Genomic DNA, 25,770 nt, shown 5'->3' with positions numbered 1-25,770 from the left:
CCATTTCAGTGATGCGCAGGTCAGTGCTTACGCGCTACTGATGCTGCGCCTGGACCTGCACACGGGTTTTCACTTTTGGCGTACCGGTCATGGGTGAAACCACGACCTTGGCGTGCATCTGTTCAGACCCGCCACCCCGGCGCATGCCGCGCACCGGACAAGCATCCAGATAGTCCAGCCCTACCGCCAGCTTCAAATGACGTTCGGGAATGGCCAGCTGGTTAGTGACATCGAAGCTGTACCAGGCGTCGTCTATCCAGGCTTCGGCCCAGGCGTGACTGGACAAATGTTCGCTGTCTTCGCTGCACAGATAACCGGACACATAACGTGCCGGCACCCCAAGACTGCGGGCGCAGGCCAGGAAGGCGTGGGTATGGTCCTGACAGACCCCCGAGCGTCCGGCGAAGGCTTGGGCGGCACTGGTGTCGACTTCGGTCGCACCCTGCGTGTAAGTCATGTGCTGGTTGAGCGCCTGCATCAGGTCGATCAATGCGCTACGGTCAGCGCGCTTGCGACATTCCCTGGCTGCGAAACTGCGAATCGCTTCGTCAGGCTCGGTCAGCCGGGTAACGCGCAAAAAAGGCAACGCTGACTGGCTTTCGTGCTCGGCCTCACGGGTTTCGTCGATTTCCACCTGCCCGCGCGCGCCGATGATGATCGCCTCGTGCGGCTCTTCCAGGCTCAGGACATGCAGGATATTGCCGAAAGGATCAATCTGCGCGCGCACAGGGCGCGGCAACGTCAATTGCCAGCTAAGCACTTGCTGGCGCTCACTGTCGTGAGGCGTCAGGCGCAGATACTGGATACTCGAGCGCACCTGGTCATCGTAGTGATAGGTGGTCTCATGGCTTATCGAAAGTCTCATGCAGCCTCCAGGTACGAAGTGTGAATGGCATCACCCAGTTGGGCCAGCATTGGAATGAATTCGTTCAACCACTCATGCAGGCCCTCATCCAGAATCTCGTCGATACTGGTGTAGCGCAATCTTGCATCCATCTCGGCGGCCATGCGCTGCGCAGGTCGGCCATTGACGCCGGGCAGACTGGCCAGAATGACGTCCATTTCTTCCAGACAGGCGCGCAACGAGCGCGGAATGTCGGCACGCAGCAGCAACAGTTCGGCAACCTGACGCGCGCCTGGCGCATCCCGATAGACTTCAGTGTAAGCCTCGAACGAGGACAGTGCGCGCAACAAGGCGCTCCACTGGTAGTACCCGGCAGCCGAGTTGTCCGCCGCGGCGTTGGCCTGTGGCCCACGCAGTTCGAGCATCTCATAGCGGGCGTCGAGCATGCGCATGGTGTTGTCAGCGCGCTCGATGAACGTTCCCAGACGAATGAAACGGAACGCATCGTTACGCATGATTGTGCCGTAGGTCGCACCACGGAACAGGTGCGAACGCTCCTTGACCCACTCGCAAAAGCGACTCATGCCGTAACGGGTCAAACCCTGTTGAGCAATGCCGCGAATTTCCAGCCAGGTGGAGTTGATGTTCTCCCACATGTCGGCAGTGATACGCCCGCGCACGGCATGCGCACTGGCCCTTGCGGCGCCCAGGCAGCTGTAGATGCTGGCCGGGTTGGTCGCGTCCAGCGCGAAGAAATGCAGCATGCGCTCGGCATGCAGTTCACCATGACGCTCGATGTAGGTTTCCAGCGTTCCGGTAATCAGCAACGGCATGGCTATTTCATCCAGCCCGTCGCCCCGCCCGTCCTGAGGCATCAACGACAGTGAATAGCTCACGTCCAGCATTCGGGCGAGGTTCTCCTCTCGCTCCAGGTAACGCGACATCCAGAAAAGATCAGAGGCAGTTCTACTTAACATTGGCAGGCATCCTTAATCCTCGACCACCCAGGTGTCTTTGGTTCCGCCACCCTGTGACGAATTGACCACCAGTGAGCCTTCACGCAAGGCCACTCGGGTAAGCCCGCCAGGTACGACGCGGGTTTCGCGACCGGACAGAACAAAGGGGCGCAGATCGATATGTCGCGGGGCTATGCCATTTTCGACGAAGGTCGGACAGGTCGACAGGCACAAGGTGGGTTGGGCGATGTACGCATGCGGCTTGGCCTTGAGGCGTGCCCGGAAGGCTTCGATCTCGGCGGCGGTCGCTGCAGGGCCGACCAGCATGCCGTAGCCCCCGGAGCCCTGGGTTTCCTTGACGACCAGATCGCCCAGGTTGGCCAGCACATGTGACAGCTCTTCCGGCTTGCGGCACTGCCAGGTCGGCACGTTCTTGAGAATTGGCTCTTCGTCCAGATAGAAACGAATCATGTCGGTGACGTAGGGGTAAACCGACTTGTCATCAGCAACGCCGGTACCAATGGCATTGGCCAGAACCACATTGCCGGAACGATACGCGGCCAGAAGTCCTGGAACGCCCAGCATGGAATCAGGGTTGAACGCCAGCGGATCAAGGAATGCATCGTCAAGCCGACGGTAGATAACATCGACAGCCTTGGGACCGTCGGTGGTACGCATGAACACGCGGTCGTCGCGGACAAACAGATCGGCACCTTCAACCAGCTCGACCCCCATCTCGCGAGCCAGAAACGCATGCTCGAAAAAGGCGCTGTTGAAACGCCCGGGCGTCAGTACCACGACACTCGGGTTGTCCAGATGGCTGGAACTCTTGAGCGTGTCGAGCAACAGATTCGGATAGTGATCGATCGGTGCAATGCGCTGGGCCGAGAACAGCTCGGGGAACAAACGCATCATCATCTTGCGGTCTTCGAGCATGTAGCTCACGCCGCTCGGGGTTCGCAGGTTGTCCTCCAGCACGTAATACGTGCCATCACCGTCGCGCACCAGATCGACGCCGGAAATGTGCGAATACAAATCGCGGTGCAGGTTCAGGCCCTGCATCGCCAACTGATATTGCTCGTTGGCCAGCACCTGTTCGGCAGGAATGATTCCGGCCTTGATAATCCGCTGGTCGTGATAAAGATCCGCCAGAAACATGTTCAGCGCCTTGACGCGCTGGATACAGCCACGCTCGACTACACGCCATTCGCTGGCGGGAATGCTGCGCGGGATGGTATCGAAGGGGATAAGCCGCTCGGTGCCCTGCTCATCACCATAGAGTGTGAACGTGATCCCGGCACGGTGAAACAGCAGATCGGCTTCGCGCCTGCGTTGAGCCAAAAGCTCGGGAGGCGTATCACCCAGCCAGCGGGCGAACTCCCGATAGTGCGGACGGACTACGCCGCCCGCATCGTACATCTCGTCATAAAAGGTGCGGATCATGCCGTACTCCTTGTCACCATGGACACCAAGACCATCGCAAAGCCCGTGCCACCGGCATAAACGCTTTGATTTCAAAAGGTTAGGTAAACACTCGACGTTCTACGCACCATTCCTGTGCACTAAACGCCCAAGCCGATTATTTCGCGCTTCATTCGGAAGCGTCATTCAACCGTGAAATCTATGATCAGCATAGTCAGAGTTGATTTCCGCCAACAACATTAGTTCGCCACACTCCACAGCAACCGAGCAAACAGGGCACCAAACGCCGTTTTTGCGCTAACCGTTATTTTGTCCAGCAGGCGAAGAACGCGTGCGGATTTTAAACAGACTTCCCTTTGCGCCACTCATTTGAGTGGCTTTTTTTTGACCACTGTTTATGAGCGCGAAGCAAAAACAGAACCGGCCGATCCAGAACGTATCCCGAATCAGCCGGTAATGTGTTGCCTGACAATCAAAAGCCATCAAGCGTGCAGTCTTCTGATCTCCTGAGTAACACCCCAACCTTCAACCTCACCGTCCATGGGCGAAATCACCATCTGAAAGTCCTGCTCGAAATCACCGATACCGTCATAAGTGGCATACATCACTTTGCTCAACTGCAAGTGCCAGTTACCGTCATCACGTACGTTTACCTGGGTATTGAGGGATTCACCGCGAAATTGCTCTGCAGCCTGCCGTGCCCGCTCCTCATCCGGGAAGATGGCGTAAAACTCGATGGGATAGATTCGCGCAAAATCAAAACCGCCTTCTTTCATGCGGCGCAGTACGTTACTGCTGATGTCCTCTTGATAGGCTGTGCTCATGAAACGTCCTCCTATGCAACGATAGATAGAGTTTCAACTCTTCCAGAGCGACCGCCGAATCATCGGGGGCCGCCGCACGACAGATAATCCGGCGTGGGGAATCAAGCATGTAGCTGACCAGACCAGGCTTGGCACAGGTCGGGTATCGAGATGTCAGAGGCCGTTTGAACAGCCTCATCTGCAGAGTAGACCCATCGTGGGCAGGATGCCAAGTGGTTGCCACGAAAAGCTTTTTGAATCACCGCAGGTCAGGCAACTTCTGTAATGGAAATGATCCGCACACTGTTATGGTCTTTAAGCGTTTTAACCGTAGGCTCGTCGGTGCGCCCGTCAAGATCATTGAGATCCAGCTCATCGGTGACTGGATACAGGTCCTTGCGCAGGAAACGCGCGGCCTCCTCCTCACTGGGACGCTCGTCAAAACCAGCCTCACGGAGTTGCTGCACACCATCCTTGTCCAGATACGAAATGGCCCACTGTTTCATCAATGCCTCCAGAACGAAGCCAGGCACTCTGGCTTATGTGATAAGGACCTTTTGGCCCACGCATTCGTTCCAACGAATTACGCCGGACAGCCCGCGATGACGGGCAAAACAAAAGGCCCTCGCAATGGATGCCGAGGGCCTTTTGTGTACTGCTGATCCGACTTGCCGGTTACCCGGACAAGTCAGTCATGGTCAGTTACGGTTCTTGCTGGCCTCGACACCGGCCGTGTTGTCCAGAAGGCTCTTGGTGGCGGTCTGCAGGAAGCTTTCCAGCTTGCGCTTGAGCTCCTGAGTGTCAGGTGCATCAGGCACTTCTTCGGCAGACGGCTTGGCACCGAGCGTGTAGGTCAACAGCTTGGCCGGCATTTCTGTCGGCTCGATCAGAATGCGGTTGCCGCTGATGATCGCGACCACCTGCTCACTGCCCGACGGCTTGATCACGCCAAAACCCTTGTCGCCTTCCGGCAGGTTCAGCAGATCGCGGCCCCAGCACTGGTTGCGGTTCAGACCACCCAGACGGCCCATGATGGTTGGCACGACGTCAACCTGCGTGCCGACAATGCTGCTGCGCTGGCCGAATTTCTCTTGTACACCAGGCCCGATCAGTAGCAATGGCACGTTGAAACGCCCCAGGTCCATTTCAGTCAACTGCTTGTCATTGCCGAAACCGTGGTCGCCCAGCACCACGAACAGGGTGTTCTTGTAGTAAGGCTCTTTTTTGGCCTTCTCGAAGAACTGGCCCAGCGCCCAGTCGGCATAACGCATGGCGGTCAAATGCTCATCCAGCGAGCCGTGCCCGGTCACGCGCTCGACCGGCAGCGGGTCCGGCAACGCATACGGCGTGTGGTTGGACAGGGTCTGCAGCAGCGCATAGAACGGCTTGCCGTCCTGACGGGCTTTGAGTTCCTGGGCGCCACGGTCGAACATGTCCTGGTCGGAAACGCCCCAGGTCGGATCGGAGAACACCGGATTGACGAAGTCCTCGCGACCGACAAAGTTGGTCATGCCCTGGTTGCTGAAGAAACCCGACTGGTTGTCCCAGGCGAAGTTGCCGTTATAGACATAGACGTCATCGTAGTTGCGACCCGCGCTCAGCAATTGCGGAAGGCCCGACAGCTTATGGCTGCCCTCTGGCGTCTGCATCAGGTACTCAAAACCCGGCAGGTTCGGGAAGCACGCCATGGTGGCGAACATGCCCTGATGGGTGTGGGTGCCGTTGGAGAAGAAGTGGTCGAACAACAGCCCCTCTTTCGACAGCTTGTCGAAATACGGCGTGATGTTGGCATCGTTGCCCAGCGCCCCTACCGAGTGACCGGCGAAGCTTTCCATCAGGATCACGACCACGTTGCGGATCGGCAACGTGTTCTCTACTGGCGGTGTGAAGTCGCGACGCACAGCGGCAATATCAGGTTCTACCAGCTTGTCATGCGAGGTCAGCAGCATGTCGCGCACCGTCTGCTGCGCCTCGGCCTGTGGCAGCGTGGCTTTCCAGATGTTGTCGCGATCTTCGGACATACGGCTCTTGGCCGCCGTAATCAGGGTCAGTGTGCCGTTCAGGCCCAGCTGGTTGGCGAAGTTGGAGTCGGTAGTGTAAGCGTCACCCCAACGCAGCGGTGGGCCTTGGCGCAGGGTGCCACGGATGCACACCACCATAACCAGCAATACCAGCACGAAAACGCCAACACGCATGTACCACGGCGCAACTGTACTGACCGTCTGGGTGCCCTTCGTCGTTACGAGGCGTGGCCGCGTCAGGCGGTCGATGCCCTTGAATACCAGGCTCAACAGCCAAGTCACGATTGCCCAGGCGAGCAGGTAGCGAACCACCGGAAAGCCATACCAGAGCATGCTCAGGACAGTCTTGGGGTCTTCCTTGACATATTGAAACACCAGACCGTTCAGGCGCTGGTGAAACTCACGGTAGAAGTCCATTTCCATCAAGCCGAAGAACAGCGTGATGCTGCCGACCAGGGTCAGCCAGAACCGGAAAAACCCGCGTGCAGCCATGGCCCGGGCGCTGAACAGCGACAGCACCAGCGGAATGAGCAGATACATGGTGAGGCGCAGGTCGAAGCGCGTGCCGTTAAACAGTGCTTCAAGGAATGTCGAGGCTGGCGTGTCGCCAATCATCTCGCGGTTGTAGACCAGCAGACCGATACGCAACAGCGTGTACATCACCATCAAAGCGAAACCGCTGAGCAGGATGTAAGCCAGATGCGATTTGACAGTCGGGTTCAGCAGGCGGGCTTGCCGATGAATCTGGGCGTCCGTTTTAGCCATGGTTGTCAGGATCCGGTGGATTCAGGGGTAGGTTCAGGGTGCAGCACCGCCCTTCACCAAGGGCGGGCGGCGTACGACAGGGCGCAGATATTACTTGATTGCGGGTCACCAGGGGCCGGGGCGGCCCATGAATACGCGTGCCTGTTCAGCTTCGCGCGCAATTCTGGGACAGAAAGTGTGAAATTTCTGTCGCCAGTTGCGCGCTTCAACGCCTCTCAGGCGGCGTTAAGGCTGACCCGGCCGCTAACGTCAGATCTATTGATCAGTCGTTGCTGGCCTTGCTCACAGCCTGCAGTACGTACTGCGGCAAGGCGAATGCGCCAATGTGAACTTCCGGGTTGTAATAGCGCGTAACAATACCGCTGCCCATGAAGCGCTGACGCAGGGTTTCCAGTGGCAGTTTGCGGTAGCCATTGTCAGTGGCGCCCCAGGCAAAAGTCATGGCACCGCCGATGTAGGTCGGGATGGCGGCCTGATAGAAATGCCAATCGGCAAACAGGCCATTCATGCGTCCTGCAGTGGTCTGCACACCGCTCAGTTGCATGAAGGGCGTACCGTTCTGGGTAACCAGAATGCCGCCTTCGTTCAGACAGCGATGACAGGCCTGATAAAAGTTCTCCGAAAACAGCACTTCGCCCGGACCGATAGGATCAGTGGAGTCGGAGATGATCACGTCGAACTTCTCTTCGGTCGTCGCGACAAAGCGCATGCCGTCGTCGATGACCAGGTTCAGGCGCGAATCGTCAAAAGCGCCACTGGAGTGATTGGGCAGGAACTCCTTGCACATCTCGACCACCGTGGCGTCGATCTCGACCATGGTGATGTGCTCGACGGTCAGGTGCTTGGCGACTTCGCGCAGCATGCCGCCATCGCCGCCGCCAATGATCAGTACACGTTTGGCAGCGCCGTGGGCCAGAATCGGCACGTGAGTGAGCATTTCGTGATAGATGAACTCATCCGCCTCGGTGGTCTGGATCACGCCGTCCAGCGCCATGACGCGGCCCATGCGCGGGTTCTGGAAGATCACCAGATGCTGGTGTTCGGTACGCACTTCGTGCAGCATTTTTTCCATACGAAAGCGCTGGCCGTAGCCTTCGTACAACGTTTCCTGATAATCGCTCATGGGTAAGCTCCCGCTGGGTACTGATGACAGGACGGCCGACCGCCCACAACAAAGGCGCGCATTCTACGTCGAGGAACATGACAGGTCGAACCTCTGTGCAGCGTCTTGCTTGCAAATGCCTTGGCCCATGAACGAAAAACGCCTGATTACTCAGGGTAATCAAGCGTTCGTTGATAACCTGGCGGCGTATCAGATTCGCACGTTGCCACGCGGTCCGAGGATTGCCCAGATGATCAGGCCCACAACAGGCAACAGCACGATCAACAATACCCAGAGAATTTTCTTGCCGGTCTCGGCGCCGCTTTTCAAGACATTGATGATGGCCCAGATATCGAGCGCCAGAATGATCAAGCCGACCAGGCCGTTGAAACTAGAACCCATGGTGTTGCCCCTAATTGAATGCTTACCTTCCTAGGATAGTTGCGCCGTTCGGGGGTTCCGTTGAACCAACCTTATATTCTCAGGCTCCCAACGGGGGTCGACTTCGCATTTCATTCATTATCGCTTTCACCCTCACACAGGTAGCCGTCTTCATGCCAACGCCCGCACAACCCCGAACGCCTTGGGCGACATGGTTCAACCATCTTCAGGGCAGCCCGCTGGTGAGCCTGGGTTTCGCCCTTGCTCTGCTGATCGTCGTCGGCCTCGGCGGCATCAGTCTTTACAACGCCTTCTATGGCACTAGCCAGGTCAACTTCAATCATGCACTGCTGGGCGGCACGGCCGGCTTCCTGGCGACGGCGCTGGGTGCAGTCATGGCGGTCGCCCTGCGCAACGTTTCGCAACGCGCTCAAGACATCATGCTCGGTTTTGCTGCCGGCATGATGCTGGCTGCCAGCTCGTTCTCGCTGATACTGCCCGGGCTGGAGGCCGCTCGGGGCATAACCGACAGTGGCCCTTGGGCGGCTGCGACGGTAGTGACCGGTCTGGGCCTGGGTGTGCTGTTGATGCTTGGGCTGGACAAGTTCACACCGCACGAGCATGAAAGCGTGGGCCGTCAGGGTCCTCATTCAGAGCGAATCAGCCGGGTCTGGCTGTTCGTACTGGCGATCACCCTGCATAACTTGCCTGAGGGCATGGCGATAGGTGTGAGCTTCGCCAGCGGCGACATGAATGTCGGCCTGCCATTGACTACTGCCATTGCTATTCAGGACATCCCTGAGGGCCTGGCCATTGCGCTGGCCCTGCGTGCTACCGGGCTGTCGGCATTCAAGGCGATGCTGGTGGCCATCGGTTCAGGACTCATGGAGCCGCTGGGCGCGCTGGTGGGCCTGGGTATTTCCAGCGGGTTTACCATAGCCTACCCGCTCAGCATGGGGCTGGCGGCAGGTGCGATGATCTTCGTGGTGTCCCATGAAGTCATCCCGGAAACCCACCGCAACGGCCATCAGACCTCGGCGACGCTCGGCCTGATGGGCGGCTTCGCGGTAATGATGTTTCTCGATACGGCGCTGGGTTAACCGCGCAATGCCTGCAGAGCGGGTGCGGCATGGATGCCGGCCAACGCTGCCAGTTCAAGCACCCGCGCCTCGTCACGGCCATACACCAGCACCGCTTGCAGTTCGTCATCCAGCGGCTGGCTGAAGTTCATCAGCACATAGCCGCCCATGTCCTTGTTCATGCTGCTCAATTGAATCTGAATCCGGTTGAGCGCTACCAGTGGTTCGACCTTGGCCAATTGTTTTGGCTTGATGTTGAACGTCACTTCCTTGCCGAATGACTGCACGATCTGCTCGAACAGGTCCATATAGCTGTCGGCCTGAAACAGCACGGTTTCCGGCAGACTGCCTACCACCACCCATTCGCCCAGTGGAATCGGAAAGGTGTCGTCGTAGTTGATATCAGGGTTGGCGGTCAGAAAAGCCTGCGGGTCGGCATACGCCTGCGCGGCTTCATCGGCAATACGCACGATTTCGTCGTCGCCCATGCAGCCGGAGCTGACTTTGCTGATTAATTCGACCAGTGAGTCTTTCATGGGAGCGATCCTGATAACGGGCAAAAAAAGAGGCGCGAAGGATAACGGTAAATCCATCGCGCCTCTATGTGTTCATGCCCTGAAGGCACTCGGCATCAGGACCGGGCCGGCTGCACACCCAGTTTGATCAGTTGATCAATGGTGACAGTCGCACCCATTGCCTGAGCGGCACCCAGTGCCGTGATGCCCTTGGCATCAGTGGCATGCGGGTCCGCGCCCTGACTGATCAGGTAATCGACTATCTCGTTGCGATTGAACATGGCCGCCATCATCAACGCAGTACGACCATCGGCAGAGGCGCCGTCGACGTCGGCACCGGCCTCGACCAGCAGCCTGACCACTGCCAGATCACCCTTGAACGCTGCGCCAGCGATGGGGCTCTGGCCATTATCGTTACGAATTTCAGGGTCAGCCTTGTGGTTCAGCAGCACACGGACCGCATCCGCATGGCAGTGGTAGCTGGCCAGCATCAGCAGCGTATCGCCCTTGTGGTTGCGCAGGTCTGCGGGCAGGCCTTTTTCAAGCAGACGCTCCAGCATGACTGCATTTCCCTGGCGAGCCACATCGAATACCTGCTCGGCGAACTCGGCGGCTTCGTCTTCAGTCATGGTTTGCGAAGCGCTGATATCTGTATCGGTCATTAACTACTCCTTGGCGCACGGTACTCCGGGCATGCGTTGACCCGGCGTCGATACACACACTGACCTCAAGTCTCGCCAGCTGTTCGATCAGCATCGATGCGGATGCGCAATGCCTGCTCCTGATCACCGCAATCGATGCAATCCTCCTTCTGCCCAATATCCATCGTGCAGGAAACGGCAAAATGCAGGGCGCACGAAGGGTGTTCATGCAAAATGCACGAAGCCTTAAAATAGAGAATATTTCAAGTCATTGATTTTAAAGGATTTAATTCAAGTGCAAAGACTGGCACAGACACTGCAATAGTACTTCCAAGCTTATTATCCCATGAGCAATGGAGCCGCCAGACATGACTTTTATTCAAGAAAAATTCGCTTCCGTATTCTCCGACTACACCGTTACCACCCAGCCACGTCCTGATGGTGGTGTTCTGTTGTCACTGCGTACTCACGATGGCAAGCAGATCCGTCGCTCCGTGTCTTATGCTCAGTTGCACACTCCGGTTCAACTGGAATGGGTAATCAGCGCTATCCGCCGCGACCTGGCTGCACAAGCCAGCGAGTTGCCAGCTATTTCGATGCTGCAAAGTCAGCACCGCTTCGACCTGCCGACTTACCACACCCGTTGATTTTCCCGCCGCCTTGACAGGCGGCACCCGCTGTACGCTCTCATCCCTTGTTTGCCGCGATTACACCTTGTTCTCGCGGCTTTTTTTTGCCCGCGTTTTCAGGTGTCGATTACCTGATCAAACCCCGGCAAAGCGCTTCGCCTACCGCCTGCGCCCTATTGGCGACACCCAGCTTGGAATAGATGGTCTTGAGGTGATACTTCACCGTCGACTCCGACACGTCGCGGATCATTGAGATCTCCCAGGCAGTTTTTCCATCCCTGGCCCACTGCAGTACCTCCAGTTCCCGATGGGTCAAACCGCGAGAGCAGAACTTCAAACCCCGCGCAACGCTGTGCAGCACCGGCATGAGACTGCTCATGAGGTATTTTTGTTCAGCGGAGATCGCTCGCCCCACTTCACCCAGCGTACAAACCGACGTCACGCTGTCGGCACCACGGCAATGGTTCATGTAGCCGTAGGAAATGGCCGGAAGCAGTTCGCACGTATCGACGATTTCTTCGTAACACGCTGACACCGGATACTGTCTGAATGCATCCTGCCAGTTCACAAATCCCAACTGATTGCGATAACAGCGGATGACCGGATCCTGGGTGATCAACCCGCGCTGGCGGTAAGCCTTGCCCCAGGCATCATCGACATTGCAGGTAATGAACGTCAGCAGCACCGGCCCTTTGAACTGATAGAACATCGCCCGCTCACTGTTGCATTCGCGCCTTAGCCATTCGAGGGCATTCTCGACGGCGGTCTGGCCGTCGAGTTCGCTGATCGTGCTCACCATCTGCTGTATCAATAAGTCCCTGCTTGCGCTTTCTTTAAATGGCACTGCACATCCGCTGCCGCTCCTTATGCGCCCGTGAATCGGTACAGGTGTTGTCCGTGACTCAGGGGGGCGATGGGCGCAGAACTTACACGAATAATCGCGTTGAAGAATGACGAGCAGAACAAACAGATTCAACGCACTTTCAGGTAGGCAACGTCCCACTCAAAAGCAGGACGCTCCTTACAGAAAATAGCGTGCAAGCCTTGCGGCAGGCAGATTTGCATGCTGCGGCATCAGGGCAATGCCGTGCACGACAGGCTGATGTCGTTTAGAACGAAGCAGGGTCGATGAGCGCGAAACTGCTCACATATCTGTGACCCGCAAGCACCCCGCCGTCACGCGCCAGACCGCAGGTGATCATGCCAGCGGCCTGCGCTGCGTCGAGCTCTTCGACGATATCCGAGAGGAACAGAATGTTCTCGGCAGGACACTCGATTGCCTGCGCAATCGTCCGGTAGGACTGCGCTTCGCGCTTGGGGCCGGACGTCGTATCGAAGTAACCACTGAACAGACCGGACAGATCGCCCGCCTCGGAACAGCCGAAAATCAATTGCTGAGCCTGAATTGAGCCCGAGGAATAAACGTAAAGCCTGTAGCCCTGTTGATGCCAGTGTTTCAAGGCATCGACAGCATCCGGATAAACATGGCCCTTGAGCTGTCCGGCGTTATAGCCCTGCTCCCAGACCATGCCCTGCAACGCTTTCAGCGGCGTGGCCTTGCGGTCTTCGGCAATCCATTCCAGCAGTATTGCAATAACCCGCTCGACATCGGCGTCAGGCTCGCCGGCCTCGGTGCGTACCGCTTGCAGCTGCGACGCCACTGCCGGTTGCCCGGCGTTTTGCCGAACAAACCCGGGCAGGTGCTTTTTGGCAAACGGAAACAGCACGTCGAAAACAAAACTCACTGCGCTGGTGGTGCCTTCAATATCCGTGAGGATAGCTTTGATGGGCATCAGAATCGGGCTCCTGTCAGTCTTCCAGCCGTGGAAAACGGCCAGCAATGTCTTCACCGGTAAAATTCGCCACCCAGCCTTCCGGATTGTTGAACAGGCGGATGGCAACGAAATGCGGGTTTTCGCCCATATCGAACCAGTGCCGGGTGCCGGCCGGTACGGAAATCAGGTCGTTCTTTTCGCACAGCACGGCGTATACGTAGTCGTCGATGTGCAATGTGAACAAGCCCCGCCCGGCTACGAAAAAGCGCACTTCGTCCTCGCCATGCCGATGCTCTTCAAGAAATTTGGCGCGCAATTCGGCTTTTTGCGGATGATCGCTGTTGAGACTGATAACGTCCACGGTGACATAACCGCGCTCGGTCATCAGCTTGTCGATCTGGGTGCGATAGGCGCTGATCACCTCTTCCTGACTGGCACCGGGGGTGATCGGCGTCGCGGCCTCCCAACGGTCGAACGCCACACCGTGCTCGGCCAGCGTCGAAGCAATATCTTCCAGATGGGTCAGCACCTTGTTGGGCGTGTCAGGGCTTGAAACGTGATAAACGGACAGGCTGCTCATGGCATGAATCCTCGGTTTAGGGCACCACCTTCCGGCTTTTACAGGCCGGTCAGGCTTACAGGCTGGTTTTAATACGACGTTTTCAACGGTTCAATACCGCGCGCATTTTAAGCTCGCATTCAAAAAGAAACTCGAACGCTTCGATCTGGCGCAAAGCGTCGCTCATTTTCGCCCCCCAGGTGTAGAGACCGTGACCGCGGATCAGGTAACCAGCGCACTCGGGATGGGCGTCCAGCCAAGGCTGCACCTTTGCGGCGAGACGGGCAATATCCTGATCGTTGTCGAAAATCGGTACCACGACCTGCGACTGATGAGTGACCACGCCATGAAAGGCCTTTTGCAGCTCGTAATCCTCGAACACCAGATGATCGGCGGCAGTCAGCCTCGACAGCACCGTCGCATTCACCGAGTGGGTGTGCAGCACCGCGCCGACCTGTGGCCTGCTGCTGTACAACTGGGTGTGCAGCAAGGTTTCAGCAGACGGCTTTTTCCCGGGCTCCAGGCTGTTGCCTGCCATATTGGTAGCCAGCACATCGTCAGGACCCAACTGGCCCTTGTGCCTGCCGGATACGGTCAGCAGCGCCTCGGTGGCTGAAAGACGCGCGGAGTAATTGCTGCTGGTGGCAGGCGACCAGCCGCGGCCATACAGGAAGCGCCCGGCCTCGATTATTTCCACGCTAAGTTGTTCGCGGCTCATACACCTTCCTCTTTCTTGGGTGTGATAATCATGATGGCTGCGGCAAAGGCTACAAGGCTGGCAATGGCAAACGTCCAGGCTGGCCCCAGCGCGTTCCAGCTGTAACCGGAATACAGAGCGCCCAGCGCGCCACCCACGCCGGACCACGCGGCATACAGTGCCTGCCCCTGTCCTTGCTGACGCGGGCCAAAGCTACTTTGCACGAAATGAATGGCGGCGGCGTGAAAGCTGCCGAACGTGGCGGCGTGCGTCACCTGAGCAATCAGCAGCGCGGTCAGGTGATCGGCAAACAGCCCCAACAGCAGCCAGCGCAATGCGGCCAGCAGAAAACTGGCGAACAGTACCTGGCGCACGGAGAAACGCTGCAGAATCCGGCTCATGACCATGAACATCAGCACTTCAGCCACCACACCGACCGCCCATAGCAGGCCGATCAGGCCACGGCTGTAACCGAGCGCTTCGAGGTGCAGGGTCAAAAAGGTGTAATACGGCCCATGGCTGAGCACCATCAGCGCGACACTGAGGTAGAACGCCAAGACACCAGGACGCGCCAGTTGCCTGAGAAAGCCGCCCGACACGGTTTCACGGCTCGACGGTGAGGAATGCGCATTCGGCACCCACCAGCTGCTGACAACGATACCGGCCATGATCGCCAGCGCGATGTAAGGAAACAGATCCAGACTGAACCATTCGAACACCCGTCCCAGCACCACGACCGCCAGAATGAAACCGATCGAGCCCCACAGTCGGATCTGACTGTAACGCGAGGTCTGGCCTTGCAGGTGCGCGAGGGTGATGACTTCGAACTGCGGCAGGATGGCATGCCAGAAGAACGCATAGAGCGCCATGACCATCGCCAGCCAGGCATAGCTTTTTTCGACCAGAATCAGCGAAAACGCCAACAACGTGCAGATGGCACCAGACCGCACAATGTTCAGACGCCAACCGGTGTGATCACCCAGCCACCCCCAGAGATTGGGCGCAACGCAGCGCATCAGCATAGGGATGGCGATCAGTTCGCCTATGCGTGAGCTGGAAAAACCCAAGTGATGAAGATAAAGGGCCATGAACGGCGCAGACAGGCCGAGCAAGGCGAAATAGCACACGTAGAACCCGGACAGCCGCCAGTAAGGAAGCTGTCCGCCGGATGTTTGCGTCACGCTAGCAGTCCGCGACCGTGACAGCGCGCATTACAACTGTCCCAGCACAGGTGTGTTGACGCTGACATCGGCGTTCTGACCGCGATGACGCAGCAGATGATCGAGCAACACGATGGCCATCATCGCCTCGGCAATCGGTGTGGCGCGAATGCCGACACACGGGTCGTGCCGGCCTTTGGTAATGACGTCGGCCGCATTGCCATCGGTATCGATCGAGCGCCCCGGCGTGGTGATGCTGGAGGTTGGCTTGAGCGCCAGATGCGCAATGATCGGCTGGCCGGAGGAAATGCCGCCGAGAATGCCGCCCGCCTGATTGGACAGGAAACCCAGTGGGGTCATCTCGTCACGGTGCTCGGTGCCGCGTTGTGCAACGCAGTCGAAACCGGCACCGATCTCCACGCCCTTGACCGCATTGATGCTCATCAGCGCGTGTGCCAGCTCGGCATCCAGACGATCAAAGATCGGCTCGCCGAGGCCGGGCATTACGCCTTCGGCCACCACGGTGATTTTCGCACCGACCGAGTCCTGATCACGTCGCAGCTGGTCCATGTAGGCTTCCAGCTCCGGCACCTTGTCAGGGTCGGGGCAGAAAAACGCGTTGTCTTCTACCGAATCCCAGGTCTTGAACGGGATCTGGATCGGGCCCAGCTGGCTCATGTAGCCGCGAATGACGATGCCCTGGGTTGCCAGGTATTTCTTGGCAATCGCCCCCGCTGCCACGCGCATGGCGGTTTCCCGTGCCGAACTGCGGCCGCCGCCGCGGTAATCGCGAATACCGTACTTGTGGTGGTAGGTGTAATCGGCATGAGCCGGACGGAACAGGTCCTTGATAGCCGAATAGTCCTTGGACTTCTGGTCTGTGTTGCGGATCAGCAGGCCTATGGAGGCACCTGTGGTTTTACCCTCGAAGACGCCGGAGAGGATCTCGACCTCATCGGCCTCCTGACGTTGCGTGGTATGACGGCTGGTGCCTGGCTTGCGCCGGTCCAGATCACGCTGCAGGTCTTGCAGGTCCAGCTCCAGCCCCGGCGGGCAGCCGTCGACGATAGCGACCAGCGCCGGGCCGTGGCTTTCGCCGGCGGTGGTGACAGTGAACAGCTTGCCGAAAGTGTTGCCGGACATGCGGGCGCTCCGAAAAATCAGCCAAAAAACCAGATCGTTAAACCAAGCGCGCCAGTATACGCAGGCTCGCGGTTCAGTTCATCCTCGAACCTTCTGTCACGCCGCGCGTCCAAGCGAGACTCTCCCCATGATGGCCTTGCGATGTTATCCGGTAATTCCCTGCTTCGAGTACCAAACGCGCTGCGTCTGCTGGCCCTGCCGATAACATTGACCCTGAGCCTAATCGCCGGAACAGCCAGTGCTGCGGCGCCCAGCGTGGTGCAGCGGCCGATCACGGTGGATACCGAAAACGGCAAACTGTACGGCACTCTGCTGATGCCCCGTTCGGACAAACCGGTCCCGGTGGTGCTGATCATCGCCGGTTCCGGCCCCACCGACCGCGACGGCAACAACCCTGAGGGTGGACGCAACGACAGCATGAAACGCCTGGCGGTGGTTCTGGCTAAAAACAATATCGCCAGCGTGCGCTACGACAAACGCGGCGTCGCAGCCAGCAAGGCAGTCACGCCGGATGAACGCAATCTGAGCGTCGAGCGCTACGTGGCCGATGTTCAACTCTGGGCCAGAGCGCTCAAAGCCAACCCGCGCCTTGGCCAGCTGATTCTTCTGGGCCACAGCGAGGGTGCGCTGGTGGCGACGCTGGCGGCTGAAAAAGTGGGTGCAGCAGCGCTGATTTCCGTGGCAGGCACCGGACGGCCTGTCGATCAGGTGCTGCGCGAACAATTTCAGGAGCGCTTGCCACCAGATCTTCTGCAACGCAGCAATCAGTTGCTCGATGAACTGAAGGCGGGCAAGACCGACGACAACGTGCCCGCCGAGCTGGAAGTGGTATTTCGCCCCAGTGTCCAGCCGTATCTGATCTCGCTGTTTCGCCAGGACCCCGCCGCAGCCTTCGCTGCAGTGCACATTCCGGCGCTCATCGTTCAGGGGCGTAACGACATTCAGGTGGGCGTGGGCGATGCCCTGCTGCTGCAAAAAGCCAGACCGGATGCCGAACTGGCCCTGATCGACGGAATGAATCATGTGCTGCGTATCGTGCCAGACGACTTACAACAGCAGTTGTTGTCCTACCGCAACCCGACCCAGCCGCTGGCCAGTGAAGTGACCAAGCGGATCCTGGCCTTCATCAAGGCCCTGCCCCAACCAGGAAAAAAATCTGACGTCAGATAATTGCAAGCCCTTCAGTCTTCGGACATCTGGCCGATAGCGGTTTGCTGGCTTTTTGTTCCGTTGCAAGTATCCCGGTGCAAGGCCCAGGAAAGGACACCATTATGACTGACGCGAATATCATGACTGAAACCACTGCAGCACCCGAAAGCGTAGAAGCCGAGGTTCAGGCATCGCCGCAGCCGTGGGAAGACGTTCTGCCCGAGAACTTTCAGATGTTGCGTCTGGCACCACAGCCTACCGACCGCGCCACCGGCGGACGGCCCTTGCGTTTTGTGCAGTTTGGTCGTGCCGAGCGGCACAGCAAGGAATTGAGCCTGCTGCGCATCAATGTGCAGCTGCCAGGCCAACGGGTCCGCAAGGAGCAGAACAATCTGGATGTCTGGGCCGATCACGAAAAGCGCACTGTGCGCTTCGGTCCCGAATCAGGCTTGCAGATTGAGCCGTGGAACCGCGGCATCGGTCGTTTCATGATCGCCCATGCCGTGCATTGGGCGCAGAAAAGATGGTCATCCTACAAGATTGAAGGCGTAGCGCTGGCGAGCAAGGACGGCCTGAACGAAGACACACGCCTGCGTCGTGACCACTTTCTGCGCACCTTGGGTTTTGAAGTAGCGTACGCCGATGCCCAGCACATGAAAGGCACCATCAAGGACGTACACGTCGGCAACCTGCACAGCACCTGGAACAACGACAAGGTGCAGATCATCGAAATTCTCGAAGCCTCGCAAATGCTGGAAAAGGCCGAGAAGAACCTGATCGAACAGGAAGTGACCATTCGCCAGCACGAGGACCGGGTCGGCAAGTACAAGCGCGAGGACGCCGGTCTGCGCTTCACGATTGCCTGCCTGGTGACCTTCGCAGTGTTTCAGGCGGGACTGTTGATCTGGATCGCGACCCACCGATAAAAAAGGAGCTGATCTCAGCTCCCCCTTCTCTCAGTCTTCCCTGTCAAACCTTCGACTGGAACAACGCCTGATGGTTGCGGCACTGTTCTGCTGTGAGCATGAACACCCCGTGACCACCGCGCTGGAAATCCAGCCAGGCGAAATCGACTTCCGGGTACAGCGCCTGCACGTGTACCTGGCTGTTGCCTACTTCGACGATCAGCAAGCCTTTCTCGTTCAGGTGATCGGCTGCCTGCGCAAGCATACGGCGTACCAGGTTCAGACCATCGCTGCCACAGGCCAGCGCCAGCTCAGGCTCATGCTGATACTCGTCGGGCATGTCGGCAAAGTCTTCGGCGTCCACATAGGGCGGGTTGGACACGATCAGGTCGAAGCGCTGACCCGGCAAACCGTCGAACCCGTCGCCCTGCACGGTGTAGACGCGATCCTCCATACCGTGACGCTCGATGTTCTGGTTAGCCACCTCCAGTGCGTCGTAGGACAAGTCGGCCAAGGCCACCTCAGCTTCGGGAAACACCTCGGCACAGGCGATACCGATGCAACCAGAGCCAGTGCACAGGTCGAGAATCCGTGCTGGTTCGTTGGCCAGCCAGGGCGCGAAACGCTCTTCGATCAGCTCGGCAATAGGTGAACGCGGGATCAATACACGGTCATCGACAATGAACGACATACCGCAAAACCAGGCTTCGCCCAGCAGATACGGCGTTGGCACACGGTCATCGATTCTGCGTTTGATCAGGCGTTGCAGTTCGGATATTTCATCGACTTCCAGGCGACAATCCAGGTAGCTGTCGGCGATTTCCCAAGGCAGATGCAATGCGCCCAGCACCAACTGCCGCGCTTCATCCCAGGCATTGTCGGTGCCATGACCGAAAAATACGTCTTCCTCGTGAAAGCGGCTGACGGCCCACCGTATATGGTCGCGCACGGTACGCAAACGGGAAGTGATCATGGACAAACTCCTTGGAAAGGCGACGAGCTGCTGTAAGACGAGCCACGGTAAAAGTCTGGTTCCGAACAATGCACATTCTTCGTACCCGATAGGCATGGAAGTTTCCATGATTCGCGTACTGCCATCAAGGCAAACCGCCAGCCACCCCCTCCCCCAACTGCCCTGCAGGCCATAAAAACCGTGGCCTGCGATGGTTGCCATTCCCAGAACGCCTCAGCCAGAGGACAATGTCACAAAAGCCCCACACCAAGGAGCCCGTGAATGTCCGATTTAAAGACCATGTTCCAACTCAGCGGCCGGGTGCATGCGCCCGCCAATTTGAGCAATGCGACGCTGATCATCATCGATGCCCAGAAAGAATACCTCAGTGGCCCGCTGGCCCTGACCGGCGTCGACGAAGCCCTGGCCAACATCTGCCAATTGGTCGAGAAGGCCCGTGCGGTCAAGTGCCCGATTGTTCATATTCGCCATCTGGGCACTGTGGGCGGCCTGTTCGACCCACAGGGCGAGCGCGGTCAACTGGTGCCGGAGCTGTTGCCAAAGGACGACGAACATCTGGTCGAAAAACGCCTGCCCAACGCTTTCAACGGCACCGGGCTGCATGATCTTCTGCAAAAGCTGGGTCATCTGGACCTGATCGTCTGCGGCTTCATGAGCCACTCGAGCATCAGCACCACGGTTCGCGCTACCAAGGACTATGGTTATCGCTGCACACTGGTCGACGATGCCTGCGCAACCCGCGACTTGCCGAGCCCGCACGGCGTCGTCAGCGCGCAGGTGGTGCATAGAACCGAGATGGCGATCATGGCCGACAACTTCGCCACACTGGCGCTGACCAAAGACCTGATCTGATCTGCGCCGGAACGAGTGGTTGTGTGGGCTTATTCACATAACCGCCTATCCCTTGCCGGCTCGTATCATCCCTGAGGCGGGAACCACCCCTTATTCTCCGGGTCACAGCGCCGATACTCCATTGAGCCGATACCTATTGAGGAAAAGGCATGAAAACGTCAGATGGTTTCGATGCACGTCGCCTGCGCCCCAGGGGTCAGGGCAACTGGGGCAAACGCATCGGTACGCTGATCGCGCTGCTTCTTTTGGCGTCAGGCGTGTTGCTGACCGTTGCCGGAGTTTCCAGCCTGACCGTTCACCCGCAGATGCTCGGCGAGCTGAATGCCAGCCCTGGAGGCGCCGCATTTGTCGCCGTCGGCGGGTTGCTGGTGCTTTATCTGGGTGTCTGGCTATGGCGCCGCTGCCGCCGTCAACGCAGTGCCAGCGGCTTGAGTATCTCGGCGCACCTGATGAAAAAACACAACTGACCTTGGCGCTTGAACGGTTAGAATGGCTTCCTTCGCGGAGGCCCCATGCAAGACGACGATTTTTCCCTGTTCAGAAGCGAAACGCGCGGCGTAAAGCCGCTCAAGCATGAACATGCCGATGTCGGCAAACCCAAGACCGATCGAAAAATGCTGGCCCGCCTGCGTCAGTCGGCGACTGTGCGCACCGATTCGGTGACCGTCGACGGCTTGTCGGATCAATTCGTGATCGATGTCGGTCCGGAAGATGTCCTGAGCTGGTCGCGTGACGGCGTGCAGGAAGGCCAGATGCGCAAGCTCAAGCTCGGGCAGATCAGCTTCGAAGGCAGCCTGGACTTACACGGCATGAGCGTGGAAGTGGCGCGTGAGACGCTGTGGGAGTTTCTGGCTGAAGCGACCCGACTGGAAATACGCTGCGTACGTGTCACCCACGGCAAGGCGGTACGCCTGGACGGCAAGCGCCCCATGATCAAGAGCCACGTCAACACCTGGCTGCGTCAGCATTCGCAGGTACTGGGCTTTTGTTCATGCCTGGCCAAGCATGGCGGTGCGGGTGCGGTGTACGTGATACTCAGACGCACCATGATGGAAGGACGCGACGAGTAATCCTCCTCGCGCCCCTCTTGCCGGACAGCAATCTGCTGCCCGGCGTATTACTCAGCGCGGGCCAGGACCGCCCGGGCCACCAGGTCCACCCCCTTCATGATGGCCACCGCCGCCGCCATGTCCGCCCGGACCAGGCCAAAACGGCCAGCAGCCGGAAACCGACGACAGTACGATTGCGAACAACGCTATTTTTGCTACTCGACTCAACATCCGGATTCACTCTCTCGACAGGCAATTGATTAATAACCTGCACAGTCAGACAGCGCCGCACCGGGGAAGTGGGTAGCGATCTGGTCGCCAACGTGTAAGCGCTACGATACAAAACGCATAACGCCCGGTTGATTTGCAGCGCTGCCGTGCACCCGCACTCTTGCGTAAGTTACTATGTGCGCCGTCGGCGACGGGCCAGCCCTCGCACCCATCGAAACCCACACGGAAACACACCCCTGTGACACTGGAACAGAATTACACCGCCATACTCGGGCAACTGGGCGAGGACGTCTCGCGCGAAGGTCTGCTGGACACCCCCAAACGCGCCGCCAAGGCCATGCAGTACCTGTGTCGCGGTTACGCGCAAACGCTGGAAGAAGTCACCAACGGCGCGCTGTTCAGCTCCGATGCCAGTGAAATGGTCATGGTCAAGGACATCGAGCTGTACTCGCTGTGCGAGCATCATCTGCTGCCGTTCATTGGCAAGGCACATGTCGCCTACATTCCCAACGGCAAGGTGCTGGGCCTGTCGAAAGTGGCGCGGATCGTTGATATGTACGCCCGCCGCCTGCAGATCCAGGAAAACCTCAGCCGTCAGATCGCCGAGGCCATCCAGCAGGTTACCGGTGCACTGGGTGTGGCGGTGGTGATCGAAGCCAAGCACATGTGCATGATGATGCGCGGTGTCGAGAAGCAGAACTCGGCCATGATCACGTCAGTGATGCTCGGCGAATTCCGTGAAAACGCTGCCACTCGCAGTGAGTTTCTCAGCCTGATCAAGTGACCCGTTCAGCCAGCGTTCACGTGCCACGGCGCACACTGAACGTCCGGCCGATTCCCGCCACTGTCCGCAAGAGGTATGACCGTGTTCATGAAAGCGTTAAGAGTCGGCCTTGGCCAGCTCGTCATCGGTATCGACTTCCTGACCCGCCCGAGCAGGAAAAAGCGCGATCCGCAGGCCCAGGCGGCTGTCGCGGAGGCGGCTCAGGACCTGACGCTGTACCAGTTCCACGCCTGCCCGTTCTGCGTGAAAACCCGTCGCACCCTGCACCGTCTCAATGTTCCTGTCGCTTTGCGCGATGCGAAGAACAACGAGCTTGACCGTCAGACGCTGCTTAACGAGGGCGGCAAAATCAAGGTGCCTTGCCTGCGAATCGAAGAAGGCGACAAAACCGTGTGGATGTACGAATCCAAGGTCATTATCGACTACCTGAATCAGCGGTTCGGCGCGATCTGAACACCTCGTGCCCGACGTGCCTCAACGCGGGCAACCTTCCTCGCGGCAGGCGACATAGGCTTGCAACTGCTTGAGGCGAACGCGGGTCTGGTCAGCCAGGCATTGCGATTGCAGCAACGGCCATATGGAGCCTGAATCCTCGGGCTTGCCAGCCTGATACAGGCAATCGGCGTCACGCAGGGCTATCCACTTCAGTTGTGCATCCTTGAACGCCTGCTTTTTGGCCGACGTCTTCAGCCACGTCATCTGCGCCTTGTACTGCTTGTTGAGATCAGCATCGAGCGCCGACAGCTCATTGGCAGCACACTGATTCATGCTGGCCTGATTGGCATCGCAATCCTGAGCCTGTGCCGAGCAGCCGATACCCAGCGCGATGAAAGCGGCCAGAAGTGCTATTGAAACACGCATAAATTTCCTTTTATTCAGCCAATGGGGGCATCAATCCAGCATACCGACATAACCCGGTTGCGCCTTGACCCGATCCAGCCAGCGCCGAATTCCGGTGTAAGGTGCCAGATCGAAACCGCCCTGATGAGCGACATGGGTATAGGCGTACAGGGCGATATCGGCGATGGAGAAATTCTCACCGACCAGAAACGGTGTGCGATCAAGCTGCTGCTCCATGACCGCCAGCGCTCGATAACCGGATTTCTGCATGGCCCGATACTCGGTCATGCGTTCAGCCGGCAAGCCCAGATAGAACTGGATGAAGCGGGCAACCGCCACCGACGGCTCATGGCTGTAATGCTCGAAAAACTGCCATTGCAGAACCTGGGTGCGCAGCCGCGGTTCGCTCGGAAGATACCTGGAACCATCAGCCAGAAAATTGAGAATCGCATTGGACTCCCATAGACAAGTGCCGTCTTCCAGTTCCAACACCGGGATCTTGCCGTTTGGGTTCTTCTCCAGAAAAGCAGGGGTCTGGGTTTCGCCATTAAGAATATCGACCGGCACCCACTCGTACTCACTGCCCAACAGGTTAAGCATCAACTTGACCTTGTAGCAGTTGCCCGAGTTGTAATCGCCATAAACCTTGTACATCGCCTGCTCCCTCGATATGCCTGTAGTGCCGGCTCTGATCAGGCGGCTTTCAGATTCTGTGCCGCACGGACCACGGACGCCAGTCGTTTTATGCCTTCATTCAGGCGCGCCGGGTCGATATGACTGAAATTGAGGCGCAGATGGCCGTGATTGGCATCCGGGTCAGCAAAAAAAGGTTCGCCCGGCATGAACGCGACGTCCTGCGACAACGCGGCATCCAGCAAGGTACGGGTGTCCAGCGGCTGTTTCAGGGTCAGCCAGAAGAACAATCCGCCTTGCGGGCTATTCCACTCGGCCAGGTCTGAAAAGTGCGTCTGCAAGGCATCCTCGAATGCATCCCGGCGACCGCGGTAGAACTCGCACAGCGTCAGCAGATGTTCACGATAGTGCTCAGAGCCAATCCACTGCAAGGCCTGCCATTGGCCGAGGCGATTGGTATGCAGATCGGCGGACTGCTTCAGGCGCAACAGGTGCGGAAACAGATCGGGACTGGCGATCAGATAACCCACACGCAGGCCGGGCAATAGCGTTTTGGAGACCGTGCCGGTGTAGATCCAGCTTGCTGTCTTCAGGCCGCTGACAATCGGCCTGGCACTGCCGCCGTCAAAACTCAACTCGCGGTACGGCTCATCCTCGATCAACGTAACGCAGAACTCGTCAAGCAACGCCGCAACCGCATCGCGGCTGGCCTGGCTGTAGCGCACTGCCGAGGGGTTCTGGAACGTCGGGATCAGGTAGGCGAATGCGGGCCTGTGCTGCTCCAGGCGCTGGCGCATGGCAACCAGGTCCGGGCCTTCGGCCTGCAGGGGCACAGTGATGCAGTCGGCACCAAACAGCTGAAATATCTGCAGCGCCGCCAGGTAGGTGGGTGCTTCAAGCAGAATCTCGGTGCCTTTGTCGATGTAGAGCTTGGCCGCAAGGTCCAGCGTCTGTTGAGAACCACTGACCACCATGACCTGACTGGCATTGCAAGCAATACCCAGGGCGCGGGCGTCGGCAGCCAGCGCTTCGCGCAGCGCAGGTTCGCCCTCGCTCATGCCGTACTGGCCCAGAGAAACAGGCATGTCAGCCCACTCGACTTTGGGCAGCATCGACTCGGCAGGCAGGCCACCGGCGAACGACATCACTTGCGGGCGCTGAGCGGCGGCGAGGATCTCGCGAATCAGAGAACTTTTCAGACGGGAAACGCGTTCGGAAAAAGCCATGGCACTTACCTGTAGCCGAGACGAAGGAAAATAAGTCAAACTTGTTGACTCAAATTACGACGCCCAGCCCGGATACGTCAACATGCTTGACTTAAAAAAACCTGCCAATCAACAAATGGCCATGGAAGCCTTCTTCTTCGGCTACCAGGCGTTCACCGCCAAGGCTGATGAAATGCTGGCCAAGCGCGGCTTCAGTCGCGTGCATCAGCGCATTGTATTTTTCATCGCTCGCTATCCCGAACTGAGCGTCAAGGAACTGCTCACGGTATTGGGCGTGAGCAAGCAGGCGCTCAATGCCCCGCTGCGCCAATTGATCGGCATGGACCTGGTGCACAGCACCGCCCCGGAAACCGACAAACGCAAACGACTACTCGGGCTCACCGATGAAGGCGCCCGTTTCGAGCAGGCGTTGCGGCGTGAACAGGTCAAGCTTCTGCAACGCGTGTTCGCCGAAGCGGGTCAGGAAGCGGTGGATGGCTGGATGACAGTCAACCTCGCGCTGGGCCAGACACTGCAATCCGGTGCGTGTCCAATCGGGACTGACGTCGAGTAAATGCCACTGTCGCAACTGTGCTGGCGGTTACTCGTATCGCTGTATCGTAAAGCCGAGTGGTCATGCGTTTAGGCTTGGCGTCC

The 25,770-nt window shown here is 58.3% G+C and carries 29 protein-coding genes and 1 pseudogene; 10 read left to right on the top strand and 20 right to left on the bottom strand.

Annotation, left to right across the window (positions count from 1 at the left end; all coding sequences use genetic code 11):
• Positions 1 to 34: 34 nt before the first annotated feature.
• The 8 genes from AC4ANE_RS10350 to AC4ANE_RS10315 all read right to left on the bottom strand — a co-directional run bounded on the left by AC4ANE_RS10350 (position 35) and on the right by AC4ANE_RS10315 (position 8,315).
• The gene (locus AC4ANE_RS10350; protein ID WP_002552860.1) at positions 35 to 865 is read right to left on the bottom strand and encodes a transglutaminase family protein; all 831 of its coding nucleotides are present in this window, start codon (positions 863 to 865) and stop codon (positions 35 to 37) included.
• Positions 862 to 1,821 carry an alpha-E domain-containing protein gene (locus tag AC4ANE_RS10345; RefSeq protein WP_002552859.1) on the bottom strand — a complete coding sequence of 320 codons (960 nt, stop codon included), beginning with the start codon at positions 1,819 to 1,821 and terminating at the stop codon, positions 862 to 864. Before AC4ANE_RS10345 ends, AC4ANE_RS10350 begins: the two co-directional genes overlap by 4 nt.
• Before the next feature lie 12 nt (positions 1,822 to 1,833).
• On the bottom strand, positions 1,834 to 3,243 hold the full coding sequence (locus tag AC4ANE_RS10340; protein ID WP_002552858.1) for a circularly permuted type 2 ATP-grasp protein: 1,410 nt from the start codon (positions 3,241 to 3,243) through the stop codon (positions 1,834 to 1,836).
• Between the two features lie 461 nt (positions 3,244 to 3,704).
• On the bottom strand, positions 3,705 to 4,046 hold the full coding sequence (locus AC4ANE_RS10335; protein WP_002552857.1) for a ribonuclease E inhibitor RraB: 342 nt from the start codon (positions 4,044 to 4,046) through the stop codon (positions 3,705 to 3,707).
• A 248-nt stretch (positions 4,047 to 4,294) separates the two neighbouring features.
• Positions 4,295 to 4,531 (bottom strand): hypothetical protein, encoded by a 237-nt coding sequence (locus AC4ANE_RS10330; RefSeq protein ID WP_002552856.1) that lies wholly within the window; start codon positions 4,529 to 4,531, stop codon positions 4,295 to 4,297.
• Positions 4,532 to 4,723: 192 nt separating this feature from the next.
• The gene (locus tag AC4ANE_RS10325) at positions 4,724 to 6,811 is read right to left on the bottom strand and encodes an LTA synthase family protein (RefSeq protein WP_002552855.1); all 2,088 of its coding nucleotides are present in this window, start codon (positions 6,809 to 6,811) and stop codon (positions 4,724 to 4,726) included.
• Between the two features lie 262 nt (positions 6,812 to 7,073).
• Entirely contained in the window at positions 7,074 to 7,934 is an 861-nt protein-coding gene (speE, locus tag AC4ANE_RS10320) for a polyamine aminopropyltransferase (RefSeq protein WP_002552854.1), read from the bottom strand.
• 189 nt (positions 7,935 to 8,123) lie between these two features.
• Positions 8,124 to 8,315 carry a PLDc N-terminal domain-containing protein gene (locus tag AC4ANE_RS10315; RefSeq protein ID WP_002552853.1) on the bottom strand — a complete coding sequence of 64 codons (192 nt, stop codon included), beginning with the start codon at positions 8,313 to 8,315 and terminating at the stop codon, positions 8,124 to 8,126.
• A gap of 152 nt (positions 8,316 to 8,467) precedes the next feature.
• On the opposite strand from AC4ANE_RS10315, the gene AC4ANE_RS10310 reads away from it, so the two are divergent.
• Complete coding sequence (locus tag AC4ANE_RS10310) at positions 8,468 to 9,394, top strand: ZIP family metal transporter (protein ID WP_002552852.1); 927 nt, start codon at positions 8,468 to 8,470, stop codon at positions 9,392 to 9,394.
• Here the strand turns inward: AC4ANE_RS10310 and AC4ANE_RS10305 are convergent.
• Positions 9,391 to 9,909, bottom strand: coding sequence for a hypothetical protein (locus tag AC4ANE_RS10305; protein WP_002552851.1), 519 nt, complete (start codon positions 9,907 to 9,909; stop codon positions 9,391 to 9,393). The two genes, AC4ANE_RS10310 and AC4ANE_RS10305, sit on opposite strands and share 4 nt — an antisense overlap.
• A 95-nt stretch (positions 9,910 to 10,004) precedes the next feature.
• Complete coding sequence (locus AC4ANE_RS10300) at positions 10,005 to 10,550, bottom strand: ankyrin repeat domain-containing protein (RefSeq protein ID WP_002552850.1); 546 nt, start codon at positions 10,548 to 10,550, stop codon at positions 10,005 to 10,007.
• Between the two features lie 347 nt (positions 10,551 to 10,897).
• On the opposite strand from AC4ANE_RS10300, the gene AC4ANE_RS10295 reads away from it, so the two are divergent.
• Entirely contained in the window at positions 10,898 to 11,176 is a 279-nt protein-coding gene (locus tag AC4ANE_RS10295) for a DUF3509 domain-containing protein (RefSeq protein ID WP_002552849.1), read from the top strand.
• Between the two features lie 109 nt (positions 11,177 to 11,285).
• On the opposite strand, the pseudogene AC4ANE_RS10290 reads toward AC4ANE_RS10295, so the two are convergent.
• The 6 genes and pseudogenes from AC4ANE_RS10290 to aroC form a co-directional block, all read right to left on the bottom strand.
• Positions 11,286 to 12,009, bottom strand: a pseudogene (locus AC4ANE_RS10290) (response regulator transcription factor).
• Positions 12,010 to 12,267: 258 nt separating this feature from the next.
• A complete protein-coding gene (gene mtnC / locus AC4ANE_RS10285) occupies positions 12,268 to 12,951 on the bottom strand; it encodes an acireductone synthase (protein WP_002552847.1) in 684 nt (227 codons plus the stop codon).
• Positions 12,952 to 12,967: 16 nt separating this feature from the next.
• Positions 12,968 to 13,513, bottom strand: coding sequence for a 1,2-dihydroxy-3-keto-5-methylthiopentene dioxygenase (locus AC4ANE_RS10280; RefSeq protein WP_002552846.1), 546 nt, complete (start codon positions 13,511 to 13,513; stop codon positions 12,968 to 12,970).
• A gap of 82 nt (positions 13,514 to 13,595) precedes the next feature.
• Positions 13,596 to 14,210 carry a methylthioribulose 1-phosphate dehydratase gene (locus tag AC4ANE_RS10275; protein ID WP_002552845.1) on the bottom strand — a complete coding sequence of 205 codons (615 nt, stop codon included), beginning with the start codon at positions 14,208 to 14,210 and terminating at the stop codon, positions 13,596 to 13,598.
• Positions 14,207 to 15,370, bottom strand: a complete 1,164-nt coding sequence (locus tag AC4ANE_RS10270) for an MFS transporter (RefSeq protein ID WP_002552844.1) — start codon at positions 15,368 to 15,370, stop codon at positions 14,207 to 14,209. The genes AC4ANE_RS10275 and AC4ANE_RS10270 overlap by 4 nt, the downstream gene beginning before the upstream one ends.
• Before the next feature lie 30 nt (positions 15,371 to 15,400).
• On the bottom strand, positions 15,401 to 16,492 hold the full coding sequence (gene aroC / locus AC4ANE_RS10265; protein ID WP_002552843.1) for a chorismate synthase: 1,092 nt from the start codon (positions 16,490 to 16,492) through the stop codon (positions 15,401 to 15,403).
• A gap of 141 nt (positions 16,493 to 16,633) precedes the next feature.
• On the opposite strand from aroC, the gene AC4ANE_RS10260 reads away from it, so the two are divergent.
• Together AC4ANE_RS10260 and AC4ANE_RS10255 are read left to right on the top strand one after the other, a co-directional pair.
• Positions 16,634 to 17,662 (top strand): alpha/beta hydrolase, encoded by a 1,029-nt coding sequence (locus tag AC4ANE_RS10260; protein WP_002552842.1) that lies wholly within the window; start codon positions 16,634 to 16,636, stop codon positions 17,660 to 17,662.
• Positions 17,663 to 17,763: 101 nt separating this feature from the next.
• On the top strand, positions 17,764 to 18,567 hold the full coding sequence (locus AC4ANE_RS10255; RefSeq protein ID WP_002552841.1) for a hypothetical protein: 804 nt from the start codon (positions 17,764 to 17,766) through the stop codon (positions 18,565 to 18,567).
• A 43-nt stretch (positions 18,568 to 18,610) separates the two neighbouring features.
• On the opposite strand, the gene prmB is transcribed toward AC4ANE_RS10255, so the two are convergent.
• On the bottom strand, positions 18,611 to 19,519 hold the full coding sequence (gene prmB, locus AC4ANE_RS10250) for a 50S ribosomal protein L3 N(5)-glutamine methyltransferase (protein ID WP_002552840.1): 909 nt from the start codon (positions 19,517 to 19,519) through the stop codon (positions 18,611 to 18,613).
• 261 nt (positions 19,520 to 19,780) lie between these two features.
• Here prmB and AC4ANE_RS10245 point away from each other — a divergent pair, with 261 nt between their 5' ends.
• The 5 genes from AC4ANE_RS10245 to AC4ANE_RS10225 all read left to right on the top strand — a co-directional run bounded on the left by AC4ANE_RS10245 (position 19,781) and on the right by AC4ANE_RS10225 (position 22,888).
• On the top strand, positions 19,781 to 20,371 hold the full coding sequence (locus AC4ANE_RS10245; RefSeq protein WP_002552839.1) for a cysteine hydrolase family protein: 591 nt from the start codon (positions 19,781 to 19,783) through the stop codon (positions 20,369 to 20,371).
• 149 nt (positions 20,372 to 20,520) lie between these two features.
• Positions 20,521 to 20,838 carry a hypothetical protein gene (locus AC4ANE_RS10240; RefSeq protein WP_002552838.1) on the top strand — a complete coding sequence of 106 codons (318 nt, stop codon included), beginning with the start codon at positions 20,521 to 20,523 and terminating at the stop codon, positions 20,836 to 20,838.
• Positions 20,839 to 20,883: 45 nt separating this feature from the next.
• Entirely contained in the window at positions 20,884 to 21,441 is a 558-nt protein-coding gene (locus tag AC4ANE_RS10235) for a Smr/MutS family protein (protein WP_002552837.1), read from the top strand.
• Between the two features lie 448 nt (positions 21,442 to 21,889).
• Complete coding sequence (folE, locus tag AC4ANE_RS10230; RefSeq protein WP_002552836.1) at positions 21,890 to 22,435, top strand: GTP cyclohydrolase I FolE; 546 nt, start codon at positions 21,890 to 21,892, stop codon at positions 22,433 to 22,435.
• A gap of 75 nt (positions 22,436 to 22,510) precedes the next feature.
• A complete protein-coding gene (locus AC4ANE_RS10225; RefSeq protein WP_004658436.1) occupies positions 22,511 to 22,888 on the top strand; it encodes a glutathione S-transferase N-terminal domain-containing protein in 378 nt (125 codons plus the stop codon).
• Positions 22,889 to 22,909: 21 nt separating this feature from the next.
• Here AC4ANE_RS10225 and AC4ANE_RS10220 read toward each other — a convergent pair whose 3' ends face one another.
• Genes AC4ANE_RS10220 through AC4ANE_RS10210 form a run of 3 tightly spaced genes read right to left on the bottom strand, consistent with a single transcriptional unit; the run spans position 22,910 to position 25,134 of the window.
• Positions 22,910 to 23,296, bottom strand: a complete 387-nt coding sequence (locus AC4ANE_RS10220) for a lysozyme inhibitor LprI family protein (protein WP_002552834.1) — start codon at positions 23,294 to 23,296, stop codon at positions 22,910 to 22,912.
• 30 nt (positions 23,297 to 23,326) lie between these two features.
• A complete protein-coding gene (locus AC4ANE_RS10215) occupies positions 23,327 to 23,929 on the bottom strand; it encodes a glutathione S-transferase family protein (RefSeq protein WP_460408876.1) in 603 nt (200 codons plus the stop codon).
• A 38-nt stretch (positions 23,930 to 23,967) separates the two neighbouring features.
• Positions 23,968 to 25,134, bottom strand: coding sequence for an aminotransferase-like domain-containing protein (locus tag AC4ANE_RS10210; protein WP_460408875.1), 1,167 nt, complete (start codon positions 25,132 to 25,134; stop codon positions 23,968 to 23,970).
• 82 nt (positions 25,135 to 25,216) lie between these two features.
• Here AC4ANE_RS10210 and AC4ANE_RS10205 point away from each other — a divergent pair, with 82 nt between their 5' ends.
• On the top strand, positions 25,217 to 25,687 hold the full coding sequence (locus AC4ANE_RS10205) for a MarR family transcriptional regulator (RefSeq protein WP_004658431.1): 471 nt from the start codon (positions 25,217 to 25,219) through the stop codon (positions 25,685 to 25,687).
• Positions 25,688 to 25,770 lie beyond the last annotated feature (83 nt).

This window comes from Pseudomonas sp. Pme6b (genome assembly GCF_058129925.1).
This window is presented reverse-complemented; position numbering and strand designations above follow the sequence as displayed.